This is a genomic window from Microcoleus sp. B4-D4 (assembly GCF_036705185.1).
Classification (GTDB): Bacteria; Cyanobacteriota; Cyanobacteriia; order Cyanobacteriales; family Microcoleaceae; genus Microcoleus.
In genome coordinates this window covers 1-22429 of sequence record NZ_JAUBTX010000017.1, presented here as the reverse complement: position 1 = coordinate 22429, position 22429 = coordinate 1, and the positions used below count along the sequence as shown (strand labels likewise).

The following is a 22429-nucleotide window of genomic DNA, read 5'->3' as shown; positions in this document are numbered from 1 at the left end:
ACTGCGACTGCGACTAGCTTTTGACTTTGTACATCTAGCGTTCTATCTGATGTGCGATCGGCAAAGTAAACTATATATTGTTCAGCAGGCTCGATCGAACCCAAGATCGGAGCCGCCGTCAAAACTTAGTTACTATTAAACAATATTGCATAAGTCCTCCATTAATACATAAACCGCAGATTTCAGGTAGATGCAACACAGATCAACGCAGATAATTTCAGATAATTTGTGAATGAGTACAAGAGGTATATTATTGCTTAATTCCTGCCTTTAGCCCCTGCTTCCAACTTTCTTATTCCTTCTTCCTACAAATCTCGGCGCGACAGCAGAAACCAGATCCCGCCCAAACCCAAAACACCGCACAAAACCCCACCTTCCCACCCAAAAACAGTCCCTCCCGGCAAATGTCCAGGCATTGCCTTAGAAGTAAAATTCAATTCAGTATAATATACCCACTCACCGTTAACCCGCCACCCCACCCGATCGCCAAATTTCTCCCAAACAGTAGCATCATAAACACCAGGCTTTCCCCCCAACTTTACCCACAAATTTTTTTGCACAGAAAAGCCGAACCTGCGGTGACTGTACCTAACCCAAAGCTGGTCAATCGTCTCTAAATCCTTAACGGGAAACTTCCTAATATCTTCCTCGCTCAAATAACCAGTAGAAACTTGCTCCATCGCCTCCAGCATTTTCACAGAAGTTTCTTCATCAGCACCCCGCCAATTTTTAGCAGCAAGCAGCCTTTCCAAGTGAGAATAATCAATGCCTTTTTCCGACTCTAAGTTCACAGCAACTGGCGGAGTACCAGTCACGGGCTGAGTCGGTAATGAAGGACTGAGAACTGTTGCTTGCTGCAAATTTACCAGTCCTGGCACCACAACAATAGGAGGTTTGATAACTTCCAAAACTTCCGTAGCAGACTTATAGCGGTCTTTGACATATTCCTGAATCAATTTATCCAAAATCTGACTTAAATCCTGGCTAATTTTTGTTCCTTTCGGCAAAGCCTCCCTCCAAAGCCAGCGACCTTCGAGCGGATCGTAAAGGTCATCGTGAATGTCGCCGTAGATATCCAAATAAGGCATAACAGAAGTCAGCAAGCGAATGCAAGTCACTCCTAAACTGTAAAGGTCACTAGCAGGAACAGCCCTACCGTGACGCTGTTCTAGAGCCGCGTAACCTGGAGTTCCTAACTTGGTTCCAGCCTTGGTAGGAGCCTCAGCTACTACCTGTTTGGAAACCCCAAAATCTATCAGCACGAATTTGCGATCGCGATTTCGCCGGATCACGTTCTCAGGCTTAATATCCCGGTGAATGACATTGCGCTCGTGAACAAAATTCAGCACAGGTAACAAATCTAACAGCAGTTCCCTTGTCTTAGTTTCGCTATAAGCACCATATTTTTCTAACTCATCCTTTAAATTATTGCCATCAATAAACTCTTGCACCAAATACAAGCGCCCATCTTCCTCAAAATAAGAAATTAACTGAGGAATTTGTGGGTGTTTCAGTTCGTAAAGCCGCCTTGCTTCTTGTTCAAACAGTCGGACATACTTTTTAAAATGAGTAGGTTTTCGCTGAAACTCTAGAGGGGGCGACAACTGTTTTATAACGCATAATTCCTCAAATTTTCCATGATTTACCGCTCTAAAAGTTCTACCAAATCCCCCATCGCGTAGCGGCTCAGTAGCTGCATAAAGGTCTTTTAGCAGCAGCTTTGAACCACAATTAAGACAATACTTTGTGCCTGGTGGGTTCTGACGCTTGTCTCTTGGGCAATCGAGATTAAGGCAGTATGTCATATATTAAAAAAAATGCGAAAAATTATACTTGGGGTGTCATTTTATTCAAGATTCCGATCGCGAGTTGGTGTTTGTGGAGGCGAGACTGGGCACCTTAGCATAGCTGCAGCCACCGTCGCCCTCGGGATCGCTCTCGCCAGACTGCCCCTAAGCAAGTATAACTCTCTTGATGGTTTGACCTCAAACTCGAAGTCCAAATCTAATCCTAAACTTCGATCGGCTCAATACATTTGATTTAGCGGTCAAATAGCCAGCAGATTTAACAAAAATAGTAATTTATTACCCAGCCAGTTAGTTTTGCAATGCCGAAAACAAAACTTAGGATTCTGCCTGAGATATAATTTTATTGCCAGAGAGAAGCAGACTAACCGGAGGTGTCGCTGTCCTCAAGTTCGTTAGCGAAGCCCTCGAAGAGGATCGACCTCAACCTTTATCAAGTATAAAATTTTACCAAAACCCTGCCCAATCAACCATCCCAAACTCCCTAACTCTCCCTACATTAAAATAAATATTAGCTGGCTCGATCGCACTCGGATTGCGCGATCGACAATTAGCCAGTTTAAGCTGCTGTTTTTTTTTCAGCTATTACCACTTAAATTTATTGCGATCGGTCTACTTAATTAGGAACTGACAGTGACACCCAAACTACCGCCATCTAAAACTCCCGCCAACAGCAAAAAATTAGCAAAAATTCCCTGGTTCGAGCGGTTCATGGCACTCGTCGCCATCGGAAATTTCAGTCTTGTATTATTTGACATAACTTACATACCGTGGCGTGATTTTTACTTCCGGCAACTACCAGTTATTACCAAAATATACGACCCATTTAAAGGAATTAAACCGCACCGAGACACCAATAAATATCTAGAAACTTTAGAAGAATTAAAAATTCTAGTAGTGCAAACAGGCTTGGAATCTCCCCAAGTAGCAGCCAAATTGCAGGAAATCAACAATCTGACCGCAAAAATGATCGACGAAGATCCCTTTCGAGTAGCATCAAAAAGCGGTGCCCTAGAAAAAATCAAAGACCGGATGCGCGATCGCGCCCCGAATCCGCAAGACTCCGCCAAACAATCATTCACAACATTCTGGAGTCAAAACTATTTAAACAAAAAAGGCTGGCAACAAGAAATCACTTGGTTTGATGCCAAAATTAAGCCGTTAATCGCCACCAACTATTACCGGACGATGGGAGAAAACGGCGAATTTACTGACAACTTCTGGCAAATCGACCTGCCATTTATGGCTTTATTCGCGATCGAATTTCTAGCCCGCACCTACTTCATCAGCCGCCGACACCGCAGCGTCACTTGGCGATCGGCCATGCTTTGGCGGTGGTACGACATCTTCCTGTTCCTCCCGTTCTGGCGCCTGTTGCGAATATTGCCCGTCACAATTCGCATCCACCAAGCCAAAATGCCGGATCTTCAACCCATACGCACCCAAATCAGCCGAGGTTTCGTCGCCAACTTCGCCCAAGAATTGACCGAAGTAGTAGTAATTCAGCTCATCAACCAGATGCAACAATCTATTACCACAGGCGAACTAGCTCGTCAACTATTTCAATCCCCAAAACAGCAATATTTAGACATCAACAATATCAACGAAATAGAAGCGATCGCCACCCATCTAGTCCAAATCACCGTCTACAAAGTCCTGCCCCAACTCCAGCCAGACTTAGAAGCCCTCCTCCGCTACAACATAGAATTATTTCTCAAACAATCTCCCCTCTATCAAGGATGGAAGCAAGTGCCCGGATTGGGAAACCTCCCCGCACAGCTAGCAGAGCAATTAGTTGCAGAGCTATCCAAATTAGTCACCCTCGGCCCCCAAGATGCCTACGAAGCCTTTAAAACCGCCAGCGAAGACCCCGTAGGCACCAAACTCTCAAGCCAGCTAGTCCAACATTTCGGGCAAGCTTTAGGAGCCGAACTCCAACAGCAGCAAACCTGGCAAGAAATACAAGTGCTGCTGTCCGACTTCCTAGAAGAGTTCAAAATCAACTACATCCAGCGGTTGAGCGAAGAAGACTTCGAGAAAATTTTAGAGCAAGCTAAGGAACTGCAGCGGATAGCCCCCCGTTAAGCTAACGGATGTTGGGGGAAGAAGGAAGAAGGAAGAGGGAAGAAGGAAGAAGGAAGAGGGAAGAGGGAAGTTCGGCAACGGATTATTTAACGGATTTAACGGATTTAGATGTAAAGGATGGATGTTGAGGTTCGATTTTTCCCCTCTCTCCAGCTCTCCCCCTCTCCCACTCTCCCACTCTGCCACTCTCCCCTCCGACAGTCTCGCCAGCGCGATCGATTTGTCACCGGACGGGCGATCGAGCTAAACTGAAAACTGAGGTCAACTTCGATCGGAGACAGCCCTCAAACTTCTTGGAAGAAACTGTTTCACCTAGGAGTGGGTCAAGCCCACTTTTTTTGTTGCGTTAGTCGCAGCCAAACAACTTAGGGCATCACACCTGCAAGCTGAAGACTTGCCGGCCGCGGGCGACGCAACAAAGTCATCCGTCGGCTAGAACACAGAAAGTAGAAGGCAGAATTTAAACCCCACAAGCTCATCCTCGGGCTTGAAAATCTGACATCTTTTTCTTCATTCCACAAATCAACTTGAGGGTAAAAACCCTCAGATATTGCGGTCAAAAATCAGGTCGGTCGATTTGAGATTTTCCATTTTCGATTTGAGATTTACTCCACAGATTAATCTGGGAGCCAAAACTTGAGTCTAAAATTTTTGGCTCTCCCCGACAGCAGTTGGGAGCCGATCTCGGTTTTTTGGGCGGGATCGAAGCAAAGCAATCTCAATAACTGATTTTTCCTTACCGTTTCCGAGTTCAGGAGTTTTAACTTAAGTATTCGATATGACTCATCCCCTAATCCCACAAATCATTGACTTAGCTACCCCCGTTGCGGAAACACTGGGATTGGAAGTAGTGGGAGCAGTGTTTCACACCAACCAAAATCCTCCCGTCTTGCGGGTAGACATCCGCAACCTGCAGCAAGACACCGGTTTAGCCGACTGCCAGCGGATGAGCACAGCCCTCGAAGCCGAGTTAGACGCAACCGACATCATCCCCGAAGCCTACGTGCTAGAGATTTCCAGTCCCGGAATATCCCGATTGCTCAGCAGCGATCGAGAATTCATTACCTTTAAAGGCTTCCCAGTGACAGTCAAAGCCACCGAACCAGACTCGCGAATCAAAGAGTGGAAAGGACTACTGGTAGGCCGGGATGAAACAGCGGTTTATCTCAATCTAAAAGGGCGACAGGTTAAAGTTCCCCGCCTTCAAATTGCGCGAGTTGAACTAGACGAAGGAAAGGAGGAGTAAAGGTAAATTTTGAGTTTTGAGTTTTGGGCTCTCGGGGCGGTGCCTGTGAGTGTCCGCCAGATTTGAGATTTTAGATTGCCTCGCAGTAAGCTGAAAATGCTTTGCTGCGAGTTAATTTTTAAGAATCAAATCGAGAGCCTCGGGTTGAGTTGGCACAACAAATAAATTGTGACAACACCGAATTTACCTAACCCTATTTTGGTAACTCATAAATCATCACCCATCAATTCCTATCAAAACTCACCAATTATCTTTTCGCGATTACCAGTTACGTATTGTCACAGTAAAAAAGGAGTGTTTTATATGTCAATGGTTCCCCTGCCCGGACTCAAAGAAATGGTCGAAGGTATTAGCAAAGAGCGAAATTTACCCAAACACGCCGTCCAAGCAGCCTTGCGAGAAGCCCTGCTCAAAGGATACGAACGCTACCGCCGCACCCAAAAACTAGACCACTTCAGCGAAGAATACTTCGATAATTTTGATGTAGAACTGGACGCAGAACAAGAAGGTTTCCGCGTTTTGGCAAACAAAACTATTGTAGAAGAAGTCGAAAATCCCGATCACGAAATATCACTTTTGGAAGTGCAAGAAGTAGCCACAGAAGCTCAGCCGGGGAGCATCGTACTCGTAGACGTCACACCAAATCAAAAAGAATTTGGTCGCATGGCAGCCATTCAGACCAAACAAGTTCTTGCTCAAAAACTGCGCGACCAACAGCGCAAAATGATTCAAGAAGAGTTTAAAGATTTAGAAGAAACTGTTCTTCAAGCAAGAGTGATCAGGTTTGAGAGGCAGTCGGTAATTTTAGCAGTCACCAGCAGTTTCGGTCAGCCGGAAGTAGATGCCGAACTCCCCAAGCGCGAACAGTTGCCCAACGACAATTACCGGGCCAACGCTACTTTCAAGGTTTATCTCAAAAAGGTAGGCGAAGGCTCCACGAGAGGGCCGCAGTTACTTGTTTCTAGAGCAGATGCAGGTTTGGTGGTTTACCTGTTTGCTAACGAAGTACCAGAAATAGAAGACGGGGTGGTGAGGATTGTCGCCGTAGCCAGGGAGGCAAATCCGCCATCCCGGCACGTCGGCCCTCGGACTAAAATAGCAGTTGATACGCTCGATCGCGATGTAGACCCGGTAGGAGCCTGCATCGGAGCGCGGGGATCGCGGATTCAGGTAGTAGTCAACGAATTGCGCGGCGAAAAAATAGACGTGATCCGCTGGTCTCCAGATCCGGCCACCTATATCGCTAACGCTCTTAGTCCTGCTAGAGTAGATGAAGTGCGTTTGGTTGCCCCAGAAGGCAGGCGAGCTCACATTTTGGTCGCTGAAGACCAACTGAGTCTTGCCATAGGCAAAGAAGGTCAGAACGTCCGCCTCGCAGCCCGCCTGACAGGTTGGAAAATCGATATCAAAGATATTGCTAAGTACGATCGCGATGCCGAAGACATCAAATTGGCAGCAGAAGCTACCAGGCTGGAAGAAGAAGAATTAGCAGGAGACTACTACGAAGACGAAGACGAAGCATCAGGCTTCGACGGCGAGGCGGAAGCCGCAGAATTGGCAGCAGAAAAGGCAGCAACGGACGAAACCGCAGCCCCAGTCTAAAAACTGCGCTCTTGACCAAGATTTTTCCGCACGGGAGACAAGGAGAACTTGTCCCCCTCGGACACTATCCTCCTCTTCTCCCCCTCTCCCCTTCTCACTTTGATGAAACCGAACTACCGGTGTTGTGCAAGTTGTCGAAAAATAGCTCCAAAGGAAGCTTTTTGGCGAGTAGTCAGGGTCTATCCTTCTCATCAGGTACAATTAGATCGCGGCTTCGGTCGTTCCGCTTACCTTTGTCGGGCGAGCGAATGCCTGAAAGCAGCTCAGAAAAAAAATCGACTTGGGCGATCGCTCAAAGCGCCTGTGTCTGACGAACTGTACCAAACACTTTGGCAGCTTTTAGACACATCTGACTGTACATTTGACTCGGGTTCAACCGGGCGAAAAACCGACAAGAGTTCGGTATCGACTGTATAATAAACCCTCGCGGGCAGCACGCGCCAGTAATTACTGGTAGCGCCAGCTCTACAACCTCAATCCGATCGGCCCACCAGTCTGGAAAGATTTGTGTCAGATTAGATAAGGGTAGGGTACTAGCAGAGGTATCCTCAAGGTGGAAAAGCTAACTTAGAAGCTTGAAAAAGTGGCAGTTGCCAAAAAAAAATCAGACTTCGACAGTTGCCACTTTCCCAAAAAAACTTGAAAATTATCTCAAGGCAGACTTCAGCGAGGTGCATCTTTTAGATAAAATTACCTTGCTGAGTACCAAAACCCCGATTCCTGACACTGAATCAATCACAGCGAATGATGTCGTCATTAGAACAAAGAATCAAAATGTAAAAACTGGTTGGCACAAAAGAGGGCAGAGTGGATGAACAACGGCAAAGTAAGAATTTACGAATTATCACGGGAACTAAATTTGGATAATAAAGACATCTTGGCAGTTTGCGAGCGGCTCAATATTTCAGTCAAGAGCCACAGCAGCACAATTACAGAATCAGAAGCAGAACGAATTCGCAAAACGGCGGAAAAATACGTAGCCAGCAGCCACTCTTCCCCCGGCAAGCCAGCTCCTACCGAAAGAGCAGCAGCGCCATCAAAAGAGTCTGGCCCTCACCCTAACGACCAACAAAAAAAGCAGCAAATTTTAGAAATACGCAGTCCAAAAGTACGGCCGGCTGGTGATTCCTCCCAGCAGGCGGGCAACGAGGAGCAAAAAAACGAGCCTGGTGCTACCGTGGCAACTCCTCCCAAATCGCCTGCCGCCGGGCAACTCCAGCCCCCCGCTAAACCAAATATCAATCGACCGGTGCTGTCGAAGCCAAATGTCTCTGGCTCGGGAGCAACTTCGGAAACAGATTCAGAAACAGCTTCGGAAACAGTAGGTGCGATCGCCCCGGAAACAACCGCCCTGGATCAAGCACCTGCGGCACCTGCGACAGCTCAACCGCCGTCGTCCAAGGCACCCGATCGCACCCCGCGCCAGCCAGCCACCCCCCCACCAGCACCGGGGGCAAAACTCACGTCGCCACCAGTCAGAGCGACGGCGGAGTCGGCAACGCGCACCCCACAAAGTCTGGGAAACAAGCCGGTACTAAAACTTGCCAGAACCGAGCAAGAGCAATCACAACAGACAGAAAATCTGGAAGCGCCGGCCAGACCGAGCCGCCCCAGCAGACCCGCACCGGGAGGTAGCGACGCCCAAAGACCTCGCCCTAGCGCTGGCGGCCCTGTTAAAACTGCACTTGCCGATCGACCGCAGCCAGGTGGCCCGCGCCGGAGCCTAGCGCCCGTAACGTCAGCAGGAGGGCTCCGAAGCCGAGGTGGTGACACCGGAGCCGCAGGGGATGACACTGATGACAATGATGAAGATAATACGCCGCTGGATACTCTTCTCCTTCCCAAGCCAACTCTCCCTCGTCCAGCCAAAAAGACATCGGTCATTTGGGAAGAAGATGATGACGAAAACTCAGATGCTGCCAAAGCTGCCAAAAAGGTCAAGCAGGCACGTTCTCGCCTCAAACCAATTGACGAGGATGACGATGACTTAGAAAATGGCTTGGATATGCCAGCGCCAGTCACCGTCAGCCTGTCCCTAGCCCGCCCAGCTAAGGCGAAGTCACAAGCAGCACCCAAGTCAACACCAACTCCGGGCGCACCCGGAAGCAGTGGCAAAAACAAAAGACCGGGCCCTTCTCACGATAAAAGCTCGTCTGGTTCTTCAGGCGGACGCGGCAGCCGGGGCAAAACAGCCGAAGCTAAGGTTGAACGTCCTGAAACACTGATGCTGAGCAGACCGATGACGGTTCAAGAACTAGCAATTACTTTGGCAGTTCCCGAAACCGAAATCATTAAGCGGCTGTTCTCTAAAGGTATTGCGGTCAACATTACCGAAACCCTGGACATGGCAGCGGTGAGAATGGTGGCTGAAGAGATGGGCGTAGAGGTAGAAACTCCAGAAAAAGTAGCCCCAGGTACCAAATTGATCGATATGCTGGACGCAACGGATATGGAATACCTCCAACGCCGTCCACCAGTAGTAACGATTATGGGCCACGTCGATCACGGTAAAACTACCTTGCTCGACTCGATCCGCAAAACTAAGGTTGCTCAAGGAGAAGCTGGGGGTATTACCCAGCACATCGGTGCTTATCACGTAGATGTGGTACACGAAGGCAAGAGCCAGCAGGTGGTGTTTTTGGATACGCCCGGTCACGAAGCCTTTACAGCAATGCGGGCTCGGGGAACGCGGGTTACGGACATCGCTATCTTGGTGGTGGCGGCGGACGATGGCGTGCGTCCCCAGACAATTGAAGCGATCAGCCACGCGAAAGCGGCGAAAGTGCCAATTGTCGTGGCTATTAATAAAGTAGACAAGGAGGGCGCTCAGCCGGAACGGGTGAAGCAAGAGCTGACTGAGTACGGCTTGGTCGCAGATGACTGGGGCGGCGATATTACGATGGTTCCGGTCAGCGCGATTAAGGGGGAAAACCTGGATACGCTGTTGGAAATGATTCTGACAGTCGCGGAAATGGAAGACCTCAACGCTAACCCGAACCGCGCTGCTAAGGGTACTGTGATTGAAGCTCACCTCGATAAGGCAAGGGGGCCTGTGGCAACCCTGCTGGTGCAGAACGGCACTCTGCGAGTGGGCGATATTGTGGTCGCAGGCTCGGCTCTGGGTAAGGTGCGGGCAATGATCGACGATCGCGGCGATCGCGTAGACCAAGCAAGTCCATCCTTCGCGGTGGAAGTGCTGGGGCTGCGGGATGTACCTCGCGCCGGAGACGAGTTTGATGTGTTCGGAAACGAAAAAGAAGCAGCGGCGATCGCCAGCGGAAGAGCTACCTTCCAACGAGATTCTCGCCTGCTCCAAGGTGGCCGGATCAGCCTCAGCGGCTTCTCTCAACAAGCTAAGGAAGGCGTTCTCAAGGAACTCAACTTGATCTTGAAGGCAGATGTCCAAGGCTCCCTCGAAGCAATTGTCGGCTCTCTGACTGAACTTCCTCAAAAAGAAGTTCAACTCCGACTGCTGCTGTCTGCTCCTGGCGAAATCACAGAAACGGATATTGACCTCGCTGCAGCCAGTAATGCTGTAATTATCGGGTTCAATACTACTCTCGCCACCGGCGCTCGCCAAGCGGCCGACCAAGCGGGCGTAGACGTGCGGGAATACAGCATCATCTATAACCTCTTGGATGATATTCAAGGGGCGATGGAAGGTCTGCTGGAACCAGAACTGGTGGAAGAACCTCTGGGTAAGGTGGAAGTGCGCGCTGTCTTTGCGATCGGTCGTGGGGCTGTCGCTGGCTGTTACGTACTCGAAGGCAAGGTCATCCGCAACTGTAAGGTGCGGGTACGCCGGGGCAACAATATCGTTTACGAAGGTATCCTCGACTCGCTCAAGCGGATGAAGGAAGATGCTAAGGAAGTCAATACTGGCTACGAATGCGGCATTTCCTTGAGCGGCTTTAGCGACTGGGCCGAAGGCGATATTATTGAAGCCTACCGCATGGTTACTAAGCGCCGGACTCTATCTCAATAGTTTTGAGTGGTGAGTATTGAGTTGGAAGAGAAGTTTTGAGTGCAGGTAACTAAATTGCCGATCGCTCGAAACTACTCTTTTCAACTCAATACTCGAAAACTAGATTTCTGGCATAAATCTTTAATGCGAGCCGATCGACCGCAGATGCTATTGGGATAAACACAGATCAACGCAGATTCATTTCAAAATACGTTTGTGAATCAGTCCAAGAAGTCTACTATTCACTCACAAGTTTGGTTTTTAACTCAAAATTTAAAATTCACCCACTCAAATAAGACTTACAAAAAGTAACCGGATTGATTTTAAAAATCCTCGGTTTGACCGCTAGATATGTACTCCTCGCAACAGATTTTCAGGGGGAAGAGTGCATCCAAGATTGTAAAAACTCAAAATTGAAAACTCATAATTCATAACCAATAATTAATTAAAGTGCGTTCTTTTTGGTCAGAGCCTTTTTTATGGATTCACCTTTCTGGGGCGGCTGCACTGCCGATCTTCCTGGGACTGTGTTTGCTGGGACTCGCAGTGGGTTCTCCCGCGATTCCTGTGTGGTTAGAAGTGTTTTTAGTGGCTGTAGCAGGTATTGTTCCGGTGCTGTGGATGCAGTGGTTCCGCCCTTTTTATATTTTTAGTATTTTAGTAGTGGCTGTGAAACCGGACAAGTTAACTGATTTGCAGCAGCAGATTCTGACTCGATTTAAAACTAAATTAAATAAAGTAGTGGCTCTTTTTGTCGCTGTTTTGTTGGCAATAATTTTGTGGCATCTCTACCGATTGGCTCCCCTCGCTGCTGGCGTGGCTCCGTTTCCTCCTTCCTGGCGGTGGGCTGGATTGTTGTTGGCTGGTTCTGCTTTTTTAGCTAGCAATTTGTTTTTGCAGGTGTCTGCTAGTGTGATGGCGGTTTTGCTGACGCCGGAATCTCAATTTGCAGCGACAAAGCCTTATTTTTTACAAAAAATTAAGCATGATTTTACGATCGCACTTTGGCAAGTCAATCGACTTTTGCCAACTTTTGCGGGCGAGATAACTGTCGCGGAAGCTGCACCCGGAGAGTCAAGCAATCCGCCACCGACAATTGGGAATTCGCCAGCCGACAGTATTGTCAACCCACAACTTTCTGACACCAACGGCGTTACCTCCCTACCCCAACAGTCGATCGAAAAGTGAAATGAAAAATTAAACTCGAAATAATTGTAATTTAAGCTACTTTACTTTCGACAGATGTATGCTGTAAAAAAAAATAAGTAATGGCTCTGTTCTGATTGAGATTATTAATAATTTTAATATTTAATTTTAAATCACAGATTATAGATATTTTAGGTTGGCTATTTCCAGAGAAGAATCTATAATAGAGAAAGTCAAAGTAAGCTTTCAATCCCTACAGGGGATTAAAACAGAGGTATAACAATATGGCGAATTATTCACCGATCGCACAACAACCTCAAGCAGCAGAGCCGATCGAGCTGTGCGAAGATTCTGAAATCTGGGGCAGTCTCAAATCTGCGATCGGCGCAAGTTCAGGATTTCAACGCTGGCAGCTAGAACTCAATTTTGAGAGCAAGCAGAAAAATGCCAGCATCGATCAACAGGTGCGATCCTATCTACGAGAAACTTTAGCAACTTTGGCTTACTGAGCGCCCTCAAACCAAAGATGGTCAAGGTTTGTGAATTTTACAGGCAAAGAAAGCAGGCATCCCCTCCAATCTGCGAAGTAAGTGCCGCAAGCGATCGCAGCAACTTCGGACATCAAATTGCAGGGGACACTATTTTTGCTTACTGAGTCGGAATTAATTTCCGCATCCTACTTCTACACCCTCTCAGAAAAATCCAGATAAAATTAGCCTGAAACCCCCGATATAAAGCGAGTGCGACTGCTATCTATTGATGTGCCTGTTGCCGAAACTCTTTATAATAGGACGGAGGCAAAAGAAAATTCACAGTGCGGTTCTGGGGGTATATCAAACCGTCAACATAACCAAATTACAAATCTTTTGCACCGTAGGTTCTATTAAATACGACACAACCAGAGTTTAGGAAAATGCGCTTAGTCATAGTTCAGTATGCCGGCGATTACGCAAAAACCTTTCAGCATCTGGCCCAAGGGGGAAGCGAAACATACTACGCTCAAAAATATTCTGTTGATGCCGTTACTGAGATGGCAAAACGACCGGAGGCTGAGTCAGTAACGGTTATTTGCTGCATGACACCAGAATTTAACGATCGGGTTCTAGAAAACGGCGTGCGGGCGATCGGTTGCGGATTTAATTACAAAGTTGATTCCAAAAAATTGATCGAATTAATTGCCGAGCAAAATCCGACTCATTTAGTCATACGGACGGTTATTCCCGACATTTTTAATTTTGCAATTGAAAATCAAATTAGAACCATCGCTGTATTTGCCGAATCTATTGCAACAAAAAGTTGGCGCGATAAGTGGCGCAACTATTTCCTGGCCAATTTTTTGAATAACAAGCAAATAGAATGGGTTGGGACTTACGGCATTACTTCATCTTTATTGTTCAAAGAAATTGGAATAAAACCCGATCTCACTCAACCTGGCATGAGTTGCGCTTGCCTGTCAAATGGGCCGAATTGATCGATCGCTGGCTGGATGATTCCCCTGAAAGCAAACAGTGGTTGTTTGAAAACCGACTGGCTTCTGAATACTACCATCAAAAATCTAGTAAATGATTAATTCAAAAAATGCGATCGACCAACCAGCCACTTTCCCAGCCACAGCCCGAAACCGGAAGTAGCAACTAACAGGATAAATGTGTAGATCCCGCGCCCAGTGGCGATCGACCTTTCGCCCACTACCATCCGCGCCACAACTCCAGCCACAATCCCGATCGCAGCCCAAGCCCCATAAACACTCTTAGATCCAGCAATCTCTAAGGCTTGCGTCAAAGCCCCGGAACCCTCCCCAGCCAAAACCCCCGCCCACGCCCCAATCCCCAGCCCGATCGCACCTCCAAGTCCGATCGGACTTCGGGAATTCATCGCGACTTCCGCCACCAGCCCGCACGTCAAGCCCGCAATCCCCCAACCCACCGCAGCCGCCAACACCTGGTGCCAATCCCCAGCATCCGTGCCGATTCCAGCCATCAACCCCAACACTGTCGCCACTCCCGCAGCCCCCACAACTAAAGCCACGGCCCGAGACTCTGCCTCAGAACTGGCGATCGCCCCCAAACCCGCCCCAACCACCGCCCAGACAGCCCCCGTTACCATTCCTCCAGCCTGAAAACCGGCGATCGACCCCCCCACCGCCCCAGCCAAAACCAGCGCCGCCAGCCACACTTTAGGCGTAGCCGAGCCCTCCGCCAGCAAAATCGCAGCCCACAGCCAATCCGCACCCCAGATTAAAGCCGACATCCACAGCGGGGCCTGAGATTTTGTCAAAATGCAGCCCGTCACAGCGTAACTCGCCACGCCGATCGCCAGTGGGCCCCAAGGGAAAGTTAAATAGTTTTGAGATGGCTGCGGTTTGGAGTATTGAGTCGGAAACTCTTTTTTCCTTTTCGGGGTAAGCTTTAGACTGTTTTGAACTCGCCGCGCTTTCCTCGCCGCGCTGCGCCCCGAAGGCCTTCTTCCCCGCTCGGTTTGTCTATTTTTAGTGGTAAATTGTTTCTTGCTTAAAGAGTTGTTTGGAGTTGAAACTTTTTGGGATGAGGCTTTGGGGCGGGTTTGACGGCGCTGGGAACCGTGCCTGCCGGCTGATTTTCCCGAACGCCTTCTCAGCGGCTTTTCCGGCGGCGCTGGGGGTGGCGCAGGCTGTGGCTGCTGAAACGGTTTGTCGATCGACTTCGATTCCGGCTGACTGAGAAACAACACCAACTCTTCGTAAGCTTGATTAATTTCTATTAATCTTTGTTCAGCTTTTTGTTGCAGGCGATCGCCAGGGGGCAACCGATCGGGATGCCACACAAACGCTAAATCCCTGTAAGAGCGTTTAATTTCTTCTAAGGAAGCTCCAGGCTCAATTTCGAGGATTTCGTAGCATCGATTAATGTCAGCCATAGGCTTCGATCGGCAGGTATTGGTAAATTTACGCGCGTGCGAAGCTATCCCGTAAGGAATCATACTTCTTATCTTTTAGCATTCTCAGGCAAGCTGCACAATCAGCCGATCGCGATCGAGAGTCAGTCGATTGTAGATTTAGGACTTATACCATGTCCGATCGATTACCACCATGACAAAAATGGATCGCGCGTGCGTCTTGGTGTCCGCACTACGAACCAATCGCGATATCGGTCAATCGAGGGGACATGATATTACGCAGAAAACCCGGTTTTTCGGATAAAATTAAAATTTTAGACTCCACTTCGGGCTCCGGTGAATCACTGCGCTGCAAGTAAATCGAAAATCGAAAATCGAAAATTTCAAATCGACTGACTGATTTTATAAGGGTTTAGAGCTTTTTTGCGGTTGCGTTCGGTTTTGAAACAGGCATCACAACTGGCTACAATGAGAAAATACTTTCGTGCGATCGCAATCTGTGTCAGTGTCGGCAAATCAAGCTCCCACCTTCATCTTAGTTGACGGCCACTCCCTGGCCTTTCGTTCCTACTTCGCCTTCGCCAAAAGTCGAGACGGAGGCTTGCGAACGACCACAGGCATTCCCACCAGCGTCTGTTTTGGCTTTCTCAAGTCGCTGCTGGAAGTTATGGCCGCCCACGATCCCCAGTACATGGCGATCGCCTTTGACCTCGCCACGCCCACTTTTCGCCACGAAGCAGACGAAACTTACAAAGCAGGTCGTCCCGAAACCCCCGAAGATTTTATTCCCGATCTCAAAAACCTGCAAGAACTCCTCACCTATCTCAATTTGCCAGCAGTCACCGCTGAGGGCTACGAAGCTGACGATGTTTTAGGAACTTTAGCCAACAAAGCCAGCGCCGCCGGTTATGCGGTTAAAATCCTCACGGGCGATCGAGATTTGTTTCAATTAGTAGAAACCGACAAAAATATCAGCGTCTTGTATTTGAGTACCGACGAGCTCAGGCGATCGGGAAAAGGCAAATCTCAAGAATACGGCCCCGAACAAGTTAAAGAAAAACTCGGTATTTGGCCCGAACAAGTAATAGATTACAAAGCCCTCTGCGGCGACAAATCCGACAACATTCCCGGAGTCAGAGGCATCGGCGACAAAACCGCGCTGCAATTACTAGAAGCTTACAACACCCTCGACGGTATTTATGCAGCCATCGATCAGATTAAAAACGCAACCAAGAAAAAGCTAGAAGAAGGCAAAGAATCAGCCTATCATTCTCAGCGCATGGCGACAATTGTCCAAGACGTTCCCTTAGAAATCAACTTAGAAGATTGCCAGCTTATAGGTTTTGATGAATCAGCCTTGATTCCCATGCTGGAAAAGTTGGAATTCAAAACGTTTTTAACCAAAGTTAAACAAATTCAAAAGCGTTTTGGTGGCATTGAAGAGAAGGAAAAACCACAAGAAGAAACCTCGTTCCCCGGCTCTGCCCGGGAACGCATATCCAGAGGCTCTGCCTCGTCGGAAAACACCCTAGAACAGCAATTGGACGGTGTAAAAGAGCCATTGGAACAGGGGGGGAAAGATGCCAACCCCACAATAGATAAGTCACCTCAAACTGGAGAAAGTTCAGAAGCAGATGAATTGTGGTTTTGGACTCACAAAGATACCCTAGCTGCCCAGCAAGCAAACCAACTCCCAATCCAACCCCGAATCATTCAAACAATAGAACAGTTAAACGAATTAGTCCAACTGCTAGAAACCCACACCGACAAAAACTCGCCCGTGGCGTGGGATACCGAAACCACCGCCCTCGAACCGCGAGATGCCGAATTAGTCGGAATTGGCTGCTGTTGGGGAACCGGTGAAGAGGATGTCGCTTACATTCCCACGGGACACAAAACGGGTAAAAATTTGGACAAAGCCACGGCTTTAAATGCTTTGCGTCCGATTTTGGAAAGCGAAAATTATCCCAAGGCGCTGCAAAATGCTAAATTCGATCGCCTGATCCTGCGCTGTCAAGGAATCAAACTCGCTGGAGTCGTATTTGACACCATGCTAGCCAGTTACGTACTCAACCCAGAAACCAGTCACAGTCTCAGCGAATTGTCAAGGCACTACTTAGGCATTGTCGCAGAAAGCTACAAGGAATTAGTACCGAAAAACAAAACAATTGCTGACATCAGCATTGTCAAAGTAGCTGACTACTGCGGTATGGATGTTCATACCACATTTGGGTTAGTAAGTAAACTTAGAGCAGAATTGGATAAAGCTGATGAAGGTAGCTTTCCCGGAAAGTCATTGCAGGATTTACTGCTGAAAGTAGAACAGCCTTTAGAGCCAGTTTTAGCTGAAATGGAATACTGCGGAATTCGCATTAATTCAGCTTATCTCAATACCCTCTCGCAAGAGCTAGAAATAAAATTAGCCAAACTTGAAGAAAATACCTATGAAGCAGCGGGGAGAAAGTTTAATTTAGGTTCGCCCAAACAATTAAGCGAAATCTTGTTAGAAAAAATCCCCGAACAGTTTCAGAAAAAGTCTCGCAAAACAAAGACGGGATACTCTACAGATGCCGCTGTTTTGGATAAATTGCAAGGAGACCACCCGATTGTAGACGATTTATTAGAGTACCGAACATTATCCAAATTAAAATCAACCTATGTCGATGCTTTGCCGCAGTTAGTGCGTGGGGATACCGGGCGAGTACATACAGATTTTAACCAAGCTGCAACTGGTACGGGCCGGCTTTCTTCTTCCAATCCCAATTTACAAAATATTCCCATCCGCACCGAGTTTTCGCGGCAAATTCGCAAGGCTTTTTTACCGGAGTCTGGTTGGCTGATGGTGTCGGCTGACTATTCTCAAATTGAACTGCGAATTTTGGCTCATTTGAGTCAAGAACCGGTGTTGATTGAAGCTTACCAAAATAACCGAGATGTGCATACGGTGACGGCTCAACTGCTGTTTGAAAAAGAGGAAGTAACGCCGGATGAAAGACGGTTTGGGAAAACGATTAATTTTGGGGTCATCTATGGTATGGGGGCGATTAAGTTTGGGCGATCGATGGGCAAGTCTTCGGCAGACGGGAAAAAGTTTATTGAACGATTTAACGAGCGTTACAGTAAGGTTTTTGAATATTTGGAGAAAGTAAAAAAAGAGGCGATCGCCCTAGGCTACGTTTCCACAATTCTCGGCCGCCGCCGCTATCTCAACTTCGACAAAAATGGCAGCCTCCGCCGCTTACAAGACAGCAATCCCGAAGACATTCGCTCAGATCAACTTAAGTCTCTCAGCAGAGATGACGCCCAATCTTTGCGGGCAGCAGCCAACGCACCGATTCAAGGCTCCAGTGCTGATATCATTAAACTTGCCATGATTGAGGTACACAAAATTTTGCCCAACTATCAAGCGCGGCTGTTATTGCAAGTTCACGACGAATTAATCTTTGAAGTACCTCCCGATGAATGGGAAGAATTGCAGCCAAAAATTAGAACAGCAATGGAAAATGCTCTGCCCCTCAGCGTACCGCTGGTAGTTGACATCCACGCGGGGCAAAATTGGATGGAAACTAAATAAACAGACAGAAATATGAACCCAACCAAAATCACCCTTTCTCCTAAAATCACCAGCTTGAGTGCACTTTTTCTGCTGTTCCTGCTCTCCGGTTGTCCGCAAAAGCTACCGCCCAACAATTATGCTGTGAAACGAGTCAGCGACGGCGACACCCTTGTCGCCAGCGATAGCGCCGGGAAGGATATCAAAGTGCGTTTTGCCTGCATAGACGCACCGGAAATTGCCCATACGAACGCTGAAAAAAATAGCAAAAAAGCAGCAGATAAGAATCAGTTTAAGTGGGGAAATCTAGCCGAGCAAAGAATGCAGCAGCTAGTCAAGAAAGGGGGAGGGCGCGTTATTTTGACCGTCACCGATACCGATCGCTACGGCCGCAAAATTAGCGAAGTTCGCTTACCAAACGGCACATTTGCCCAAGAAGTTTTGCTGCGCGAAGGATTAGCAATGGTTTACCGTCCTTACTTAAAAAACTGTCCTAGTGCAAGTATTGTGGAACAAGCGGAAGCCGAAGCCAAGAAAAATCGCCGCGGCGTTTGGGGAGATTCTAAGTTTGTTCCCGCTTGGAATTTTCGGAAGAAATGATTTAGGCAGTTGGCAGTTGGCAGTTGGCAGTTGGCAGTTGGCAGTTGGCAGTTGGCAGTTGGCAGTTGGCAGTTGGCAGTTGTTAGTTGGCAGTTGTTAGTTGTTAGTTGTTAATTGTTATTTGTTATTTGTTAGTTGTTAGTTGTTATTTGTTAGTTGTTAGTTGTTATTTGTTATTTGTTATTTGTTAATTGTTATTTGTTAGTCAACAGTCAACAGTCAACAGCTAACAGTCAACAGCTAACAGTCAACAGCTAACAGTCAACAGCTAACAGTCAACAGCTAACAGCCAACAGCCAACAGTCAACAGTCAACAGTCAACAGCCAACAATTCCCAATTCCCAATTCCCCATTTCCAATTCCCAATTCCCAATTCCCAATTCCCAATTCCCAATTCCCAATATATGTGATAGGCTCCAGATAACTCAATAAACAGCAACCAAAAGCGGTCTATTGCAATCACCCAAAAATTCACTTTAGGGAACATCAATGAAAATCAAAAATCTGGTTATTTCGGGCATTTCCTTGCTTCTCGGTACTGCAATTATAGGAAGTGCGATCGCTCAAGAACTGACCGAAAGCCAAAAAACGGTTGTTTGTCGCTTAAAAACAGAATTTGACCAGCGCTCTAGCAACGGTCAAAAATTAGTATTTGTGCCATTGTTCGGCCAAGTTCGCAAGCAAGTTTCGTCTCCGTTTAGAGCCACGCTGCATCCCGATACTGAGTATACTTTTGTTGCGACTTGCGATGGAAATTGCCAGGATTTAAACCTAACTCTCAGGGATGCGAACGGTCAAGAAATCGGTTCGAGTCAAAAGACAGGCGAACTGGCGTCAATTTCTTTTACTCCGCCATCCCAAGGCGAATATCAAATCACTGCTAAGCCTGGAGAATGCACGACTGCAGAGGGTTGCAGTTTCGGCATGGGAATCTTCGTTCCTGCCTCTGCTAGCGTACCTAATGCTTCAAAAATTCCTGCTCAAATAGCACAATTTAAACTTTGTCAGTAGAGGAACAGCGATAAGTTGTGGGTTGCGAGTAGAGTGGAGTGTTCGATCGCGAATTTAACTGCTAACTTGCAACTTATAACTCGCTTTTTATATAGCCCAGTATCGGATCGATCGGGTACTGGTACAGATTTGAGATTGAAAAATTGGGGAATTGAGGAATTTTAGATTAATCGATCAATTCCTCAGTCACTTGAGAACCGCTATAGTTGCTAAACCATAACTGCTGCAAACTGTCAAGCCGATCGAGCTGTGGAACCCTGCAAAGACCCCATAGCTGCCGAATTCCGGTTGAAAGTCATAACTTTATTTACCCTCACGCAGGCATCAATTAGAATATAGATAGTGCCTCTGAGGGTGACGAGTAAATTCCCCATGTCTTTAACCTTAGCCTTGAAAAATCAACTGAAAAACGCTCCTCAAATAGGGTTTAAAAGTCTGTTGGGCCGCTTGGGTATCAGGCAGAAAATCGGCTGCGGATACGCCTTGGTCATTGGTATTGCGATTTTGGGTGCTGTGGCGGGACGGGGAGTAGAATCCTATCACAAACAGCAAGTTAGAGAAAAACTGGCGATCGACCGAGATAAAGCCGAAATCCTAACTAATCTTAATAATACGGTGCAGGAAGTCAGAATTCACCAGAAAGAGCTGGCGAGTCTGGTGAACAAACCGGAAATTTTCGATCGCCAGCGATCGGAATTCCTCGCCCGCGTTGCTCAGATGAGCGGCATCCTAGAACAACTGCAAACCATGCAGCCGACAAAAAATCCTGAGATTGCCAAAGACTACCAACTGTTGCAACAGTTCGCTAGAGTCAACGGCAAGACGGTAGAATCATATTTTCAACAAGTACAAAAATTGTTGGCGACTGCGAAAGTATCAGCTTTGAATCCGCAGCAGCGGCAGGCTTTCGGGCGGAACTTGAACAAGTTTGTGGATGGCGAAACCGCTTTGAAACTCGCACAGTTTTCCGAGGATTCAGCCAAACTCGCTGACACTTTTGGCAATAAAGCAGACGAGGCGTTTAGAACTTACGAGAAAGCAGAAAAACTCGGAACCCTTATTCTCGTAGTTTCTCTGTTCCTATCGGCGGCGATCGCAGCGATACTTGCAGCATACACCAGCAGGGCGATCGCCCGTCCCTTAGAAGCCACTACCCTCATCGCTCAGCGAGTGACAGAAGAATCGAACTTTGACTTGCAAGTACCAGTTACCACTTCCGACGAAGTGGGAATGCTAGCAACTTCGCTCAACGAACTGATCCAAAGAGTAGCGGAATACACAGAAGACTTGCACGAAGCAAAAGTAGCAGCCGAAGCTGCCAACCGCTCAAAAAGTGCATTTCTAGCCAACATGAGCCACGAACTCCGCACCCCCCTCAACGCCATCATCAACTACAGCGAAATGCTGCAAGAAGATGCTCAAGATTCCGGTTCTGAAGACTTTCTCCCAGACTTAGAAAAAATTCAAACCGCAGGCAAACATTTGCTCGACATGATCAGCGACATCCTCGACATTTCCAAAATAGAAGCCGGCCACGTCACGCTTTATTTGGAAAACTTCGACGTAGCGACAATGATTGAAGAAGTGATGACTACGGCTCAACCGCTAGTAGAGAAAAAAGGCAATGCTTTAGCGCTGAAAACCCAAGGCGAACTCGGCACAATGTACGCCGACCAACCTAAAGTGCGGCAAATTCTCCTAAACTTGCTCAGCAACGCTGCCAAATTTACTGAAAAAGGGGTTATTACTATCGAGGTCGAAAGAATTCAAAATGGAAAAGTTAAACAGACGAAAAGAAAGAAAAATAAAGATTTTAACTCTGGTTCAAACTACAGTTCTCAAGTTTTGATTTTTCGAGTCAGAGATACAGGCATTGGCATGACCAATGAGCAATTAGATCAGATATTCAAGCCTTTTACTCAAGCTGATGCTTCGACTACCAAGAAGTATGGAGGCACGGGTTTGGGATTGACAATTAGCCAGCGCTTGTGTCAAATTTTGGGCGGCGAAATTAGCGTTGAAAGCGAGGACGGGAAAGGCTCAACTTTTATTGTCAGTCTCCCGGAACGGGTGGTGATGCAGGCTTGAAAACAGTTGGCAGTTGGCAGTTGGTAGTTGGTAGTTGGCAGTTGGCAGTTGGTAGTTGGTAGTTGGCAGTTGGTAGTTGGTAGTTGGCAGTTGGCAGTTGGTAGTTGGCAGTTGGTAGTTGGCAGTTGGTAGTTGGCAGTTGGCATTTGGTAGTTGGCAGTTGGTAGTTGGTAGTTGGCAGTTGGCAGTAGTCATTAGTCATTAGTCATTAGTCATTAGTTGGGAGTCAGTTGGCAGTAGTTGAAAGTCATATAGCGGTTCTCACAAAAGTGAGCTATGCCCTATGCCCTATGCCCTATGCCCTATGCCCTATGCCCTATGCCCTATGCCTCATCTTTCTGAGAAAGGCTATATCATGTCCGCTCAATTACTGATAATGTAAGGATTCAGGTCTGAAGAATGGGAATGAGCTCAGGCATAGCCAAGTCACAAGAATGGGCATTCATAGCCTCACG

18 protein-coding genes are annotated in these 22429 nt (G+C 47.4%); 13 read left to right on the top strand and 5 right to left on the bottom strand.

Annotated features, from left to right (window positions below; translation table 11 throughout):
* Positions 1-305: 305 nt before the first annotated feature.
* On the bottom strand, positions 306-1805 hold the full coding sequence (locus QUB13_RS14765; protein WP_194068896.1) for a GUN4 domain-containing protein: 1500 nt from the start codon (positions 1803-1805) through the stop codon (positions 306-308).
* A 633-nt stretch (positions 1806-2438) separates the two neighbouring features.
* On the opposite strand from QUB13_RS14765, the gene QUB13_RS14760 reads away from it, so the two are divergent.
* The 9 genes from QUB13_RS14760 (at position 2439) to QUB13_RS14720 (ending at position 13319) form a co-directional block, all read left to right on the top strand.
* Entirely contained in the window at positions 2439-3890 is a 1452-nt protein-coding gene (locus tag QUB13_RS14760; protein WP_333381982.1) for a hypothetical protein, read from the top strand.
* 778 nt (positions 3891-4668) lie between these two features.
* The gene (gene rimP / locus QUB13_RS14755) at positions 4669-5136 is read left to right on the top strand and encodes a ribosome maturation factor RimP (RefSeq protein WP_194068894.1); all 468 of its coding nucleotides are present in this window, start codon (positions 4669-4671) and stop codon (positions 5134-5136) included.
* A gap of 303 nt (positions 5137-5439) precedes the next feature.
* Positions 5440-6738, top strand: a complete 1299-nt coding sequence (nusA, locus tag QUB13_RS14750; RefSeq protein WP_333381979.1) for a transcription termination factor NusA — start codon at positions 5440-5442, stop codon at positions 6736-6738.
* Positions 6739-6840: 102 nt separating this feature from the next.
* Positions 6841-7155, top strand: coding sequence for a YlxR family protein (locus QUB13_RS14745; protein ID WP_194012660.1), 315 nt, complete (start codon positions 6841-6843; stop codon positions 7153-7155).
* Positions 7156-7313: 158 nt separating this feature from the next.
* On the top strand, positions 7314-7553 hold the full coding sequence (locus QUB13_RS14740) for a hypothetical protein (RefSeq protein WP_194068891.1): 240 nt from the start codon (positions 7314-7316) through the stop codon (positions 7551-7553).
* Entirely contained in the window at positions 7550-10723 is a 3174-nt protein-coding gene (gene infB, locus QUB13_RS14735; RefSeq protein WP_333381978.1) for a translation initiation factor IF-2, read from the top strand. Before QUB13_RS14740 ends, infB begins: the two co-directional genes overlap by 4 nt.
* 429 nt (positions 10724-11152) lie before the next feature.
* Positions 11153-11890, top strand: coding sequence for a low-complexity tail membrane protein (locus QUB13_RS14730; protein WP_333381977.1), 738 nt, complete (start codon positions 11153-11155; stop codon positions 11888-11890).
* Between the two features lie 242 nt (positions 11891-12132).
* Positions 12133-12357, top strand: a complete 225-nt coding sequence (locus tag QUB13_RS14725; protein ID WP_194012664.1) for a hypothetical protein — start codon at positions 12133-12135, stop codon at positions 12355-12357.
* Between the two features lie 404 nt (positions 12358-12761).
* The gene (locus QUB13_RS14720; RefSeq protein ID WP_333381975.1) at positions 12762-13319 is read left to right on the top strand and encodes a hypothetical protein; all 558 of its coding nucleotides are present in this window, start codon (positions 12762-12764) and stop codon (positions 13317-13319) included.
* A 95-nt stretch (positions 13320-13414) separates the two neighbouring features.
* Here the strand turns inward: QUB13_RS14720 and QUB13_RS14715 are convergent, their stop codons facing one another.
* Entirely contained in the window at positions 13415-14743 is a 1329-nt protein-coding gene (locus QUB13_RS14715) for a J domain-containing protein (RefSeq protein ID WP_333381974.1), read from the bottom strand.
* 463 nt (positions 14744-15206) lie between these two features.
* On the opposite strand from QUB13_RS14715, the gene polA reads away from it, so the two are divergent.
* Together polA and QUB13_RS14705 are read left to right on the top strand one after the other, a co-directional pair.
* Entirely contained in the window at positions 15207-18296 is a 3090-nt protein-coding gene (gene polA / locus QUB13_RS14710; RefSeq protein ID WP_333381973.1) for a DNA polymerase I, read from the top strand.
* A 12-nt stretch (positions 18297-18308) separates the two neighbouring features.
* The gene (locus QUB13_RS14705) at positions 18309-18875 is read left to right on the top strand and encodes a thermonuclease family protein (RefSeq protein ID WP_194012460.1); all 567 of its coding nucleotides are present in this window, start codon (positions 18309-18311) and stop codon (positions 18873-18875) included.
* A gap of 310 nt (positions 18876-19185) precedes the next feature.
* Here the strand turns inward: QUB13_RS14705 and QUB13_RS14700 are convergent, their stop codons facing one another.
* Positions 19186-19338, bottom strand: a complete 153-nt coding sequence (locus QUB13_RS14700) for a hypothetical protein (protein ID WP_333381971.1) — start codon at positions 19336-19338, stop codon at positions 19186-19188.
* A gap of 26 nt (positions 19339-19364) precedes the next feature.
* Here QUB13_RS14700 and QUB13_RS14695 point away from each other — a divergent pair, with 26 nt between their 5' ends.
* Positions 19365-19886: a hypothetical protein gene (locus QUB13_RS14695; protein WP_333381969.1), complete on the top strand. Its 522-nt coding sequence runs from the start codon at positions 19365-19367 to the stop codon at positions 19884-19886.
* Positions 19887-20119: 233 nt separating this feature from the next.
* Here the strand turns inward: QUB13_RS14695 and QUB13_RS14690 are convergent, their stop codons facing one another.
* Positions 20120-20260, bottom strand: coding sequence for a hypothetical protein (locus QUB13_RS14690; RefSeq protein WP_333194533.1), 141 nt, complete (start codon positions 20258-20260; stop codon positions 20120-20122).
* On the opposite strand from QUB13_RS14690, the gene QUB13_RS14685 reads away from it, so the two are divergent.
* Complete coding sequence (locus QUB13_RS14685) at positions 20259-21974, top strand: sensor histidine kinase (RefSeq protein WP_333381967.1); 1716 nt, start codon at positions 20259-20261, stop codon at positions 21972-21974. The genes QUB13_RS14690 and QUB13_RS14685 overlap by 2 nt on opposite strands.
* Here QUB13_RS14685 and QUB13_RS14680 read toward each other — a convergent pair.
* Positions 21940-22176: a hypothetical protein gene (locus QUB13_RS14680; RefSeq protein ID WP_333381965.1), complete on the bottom strand. Its 237-nt coding sequence runs from the start codon at positions 22174-22176 to the stop codon at positions 21940-21942. The genes QUB13_RS14685 and QUB13_RS14680 overlap by 35 nt on opposite strands.
* Between the last annotated feature and the right edge of the window lie 253 nt (positions 22177-22429).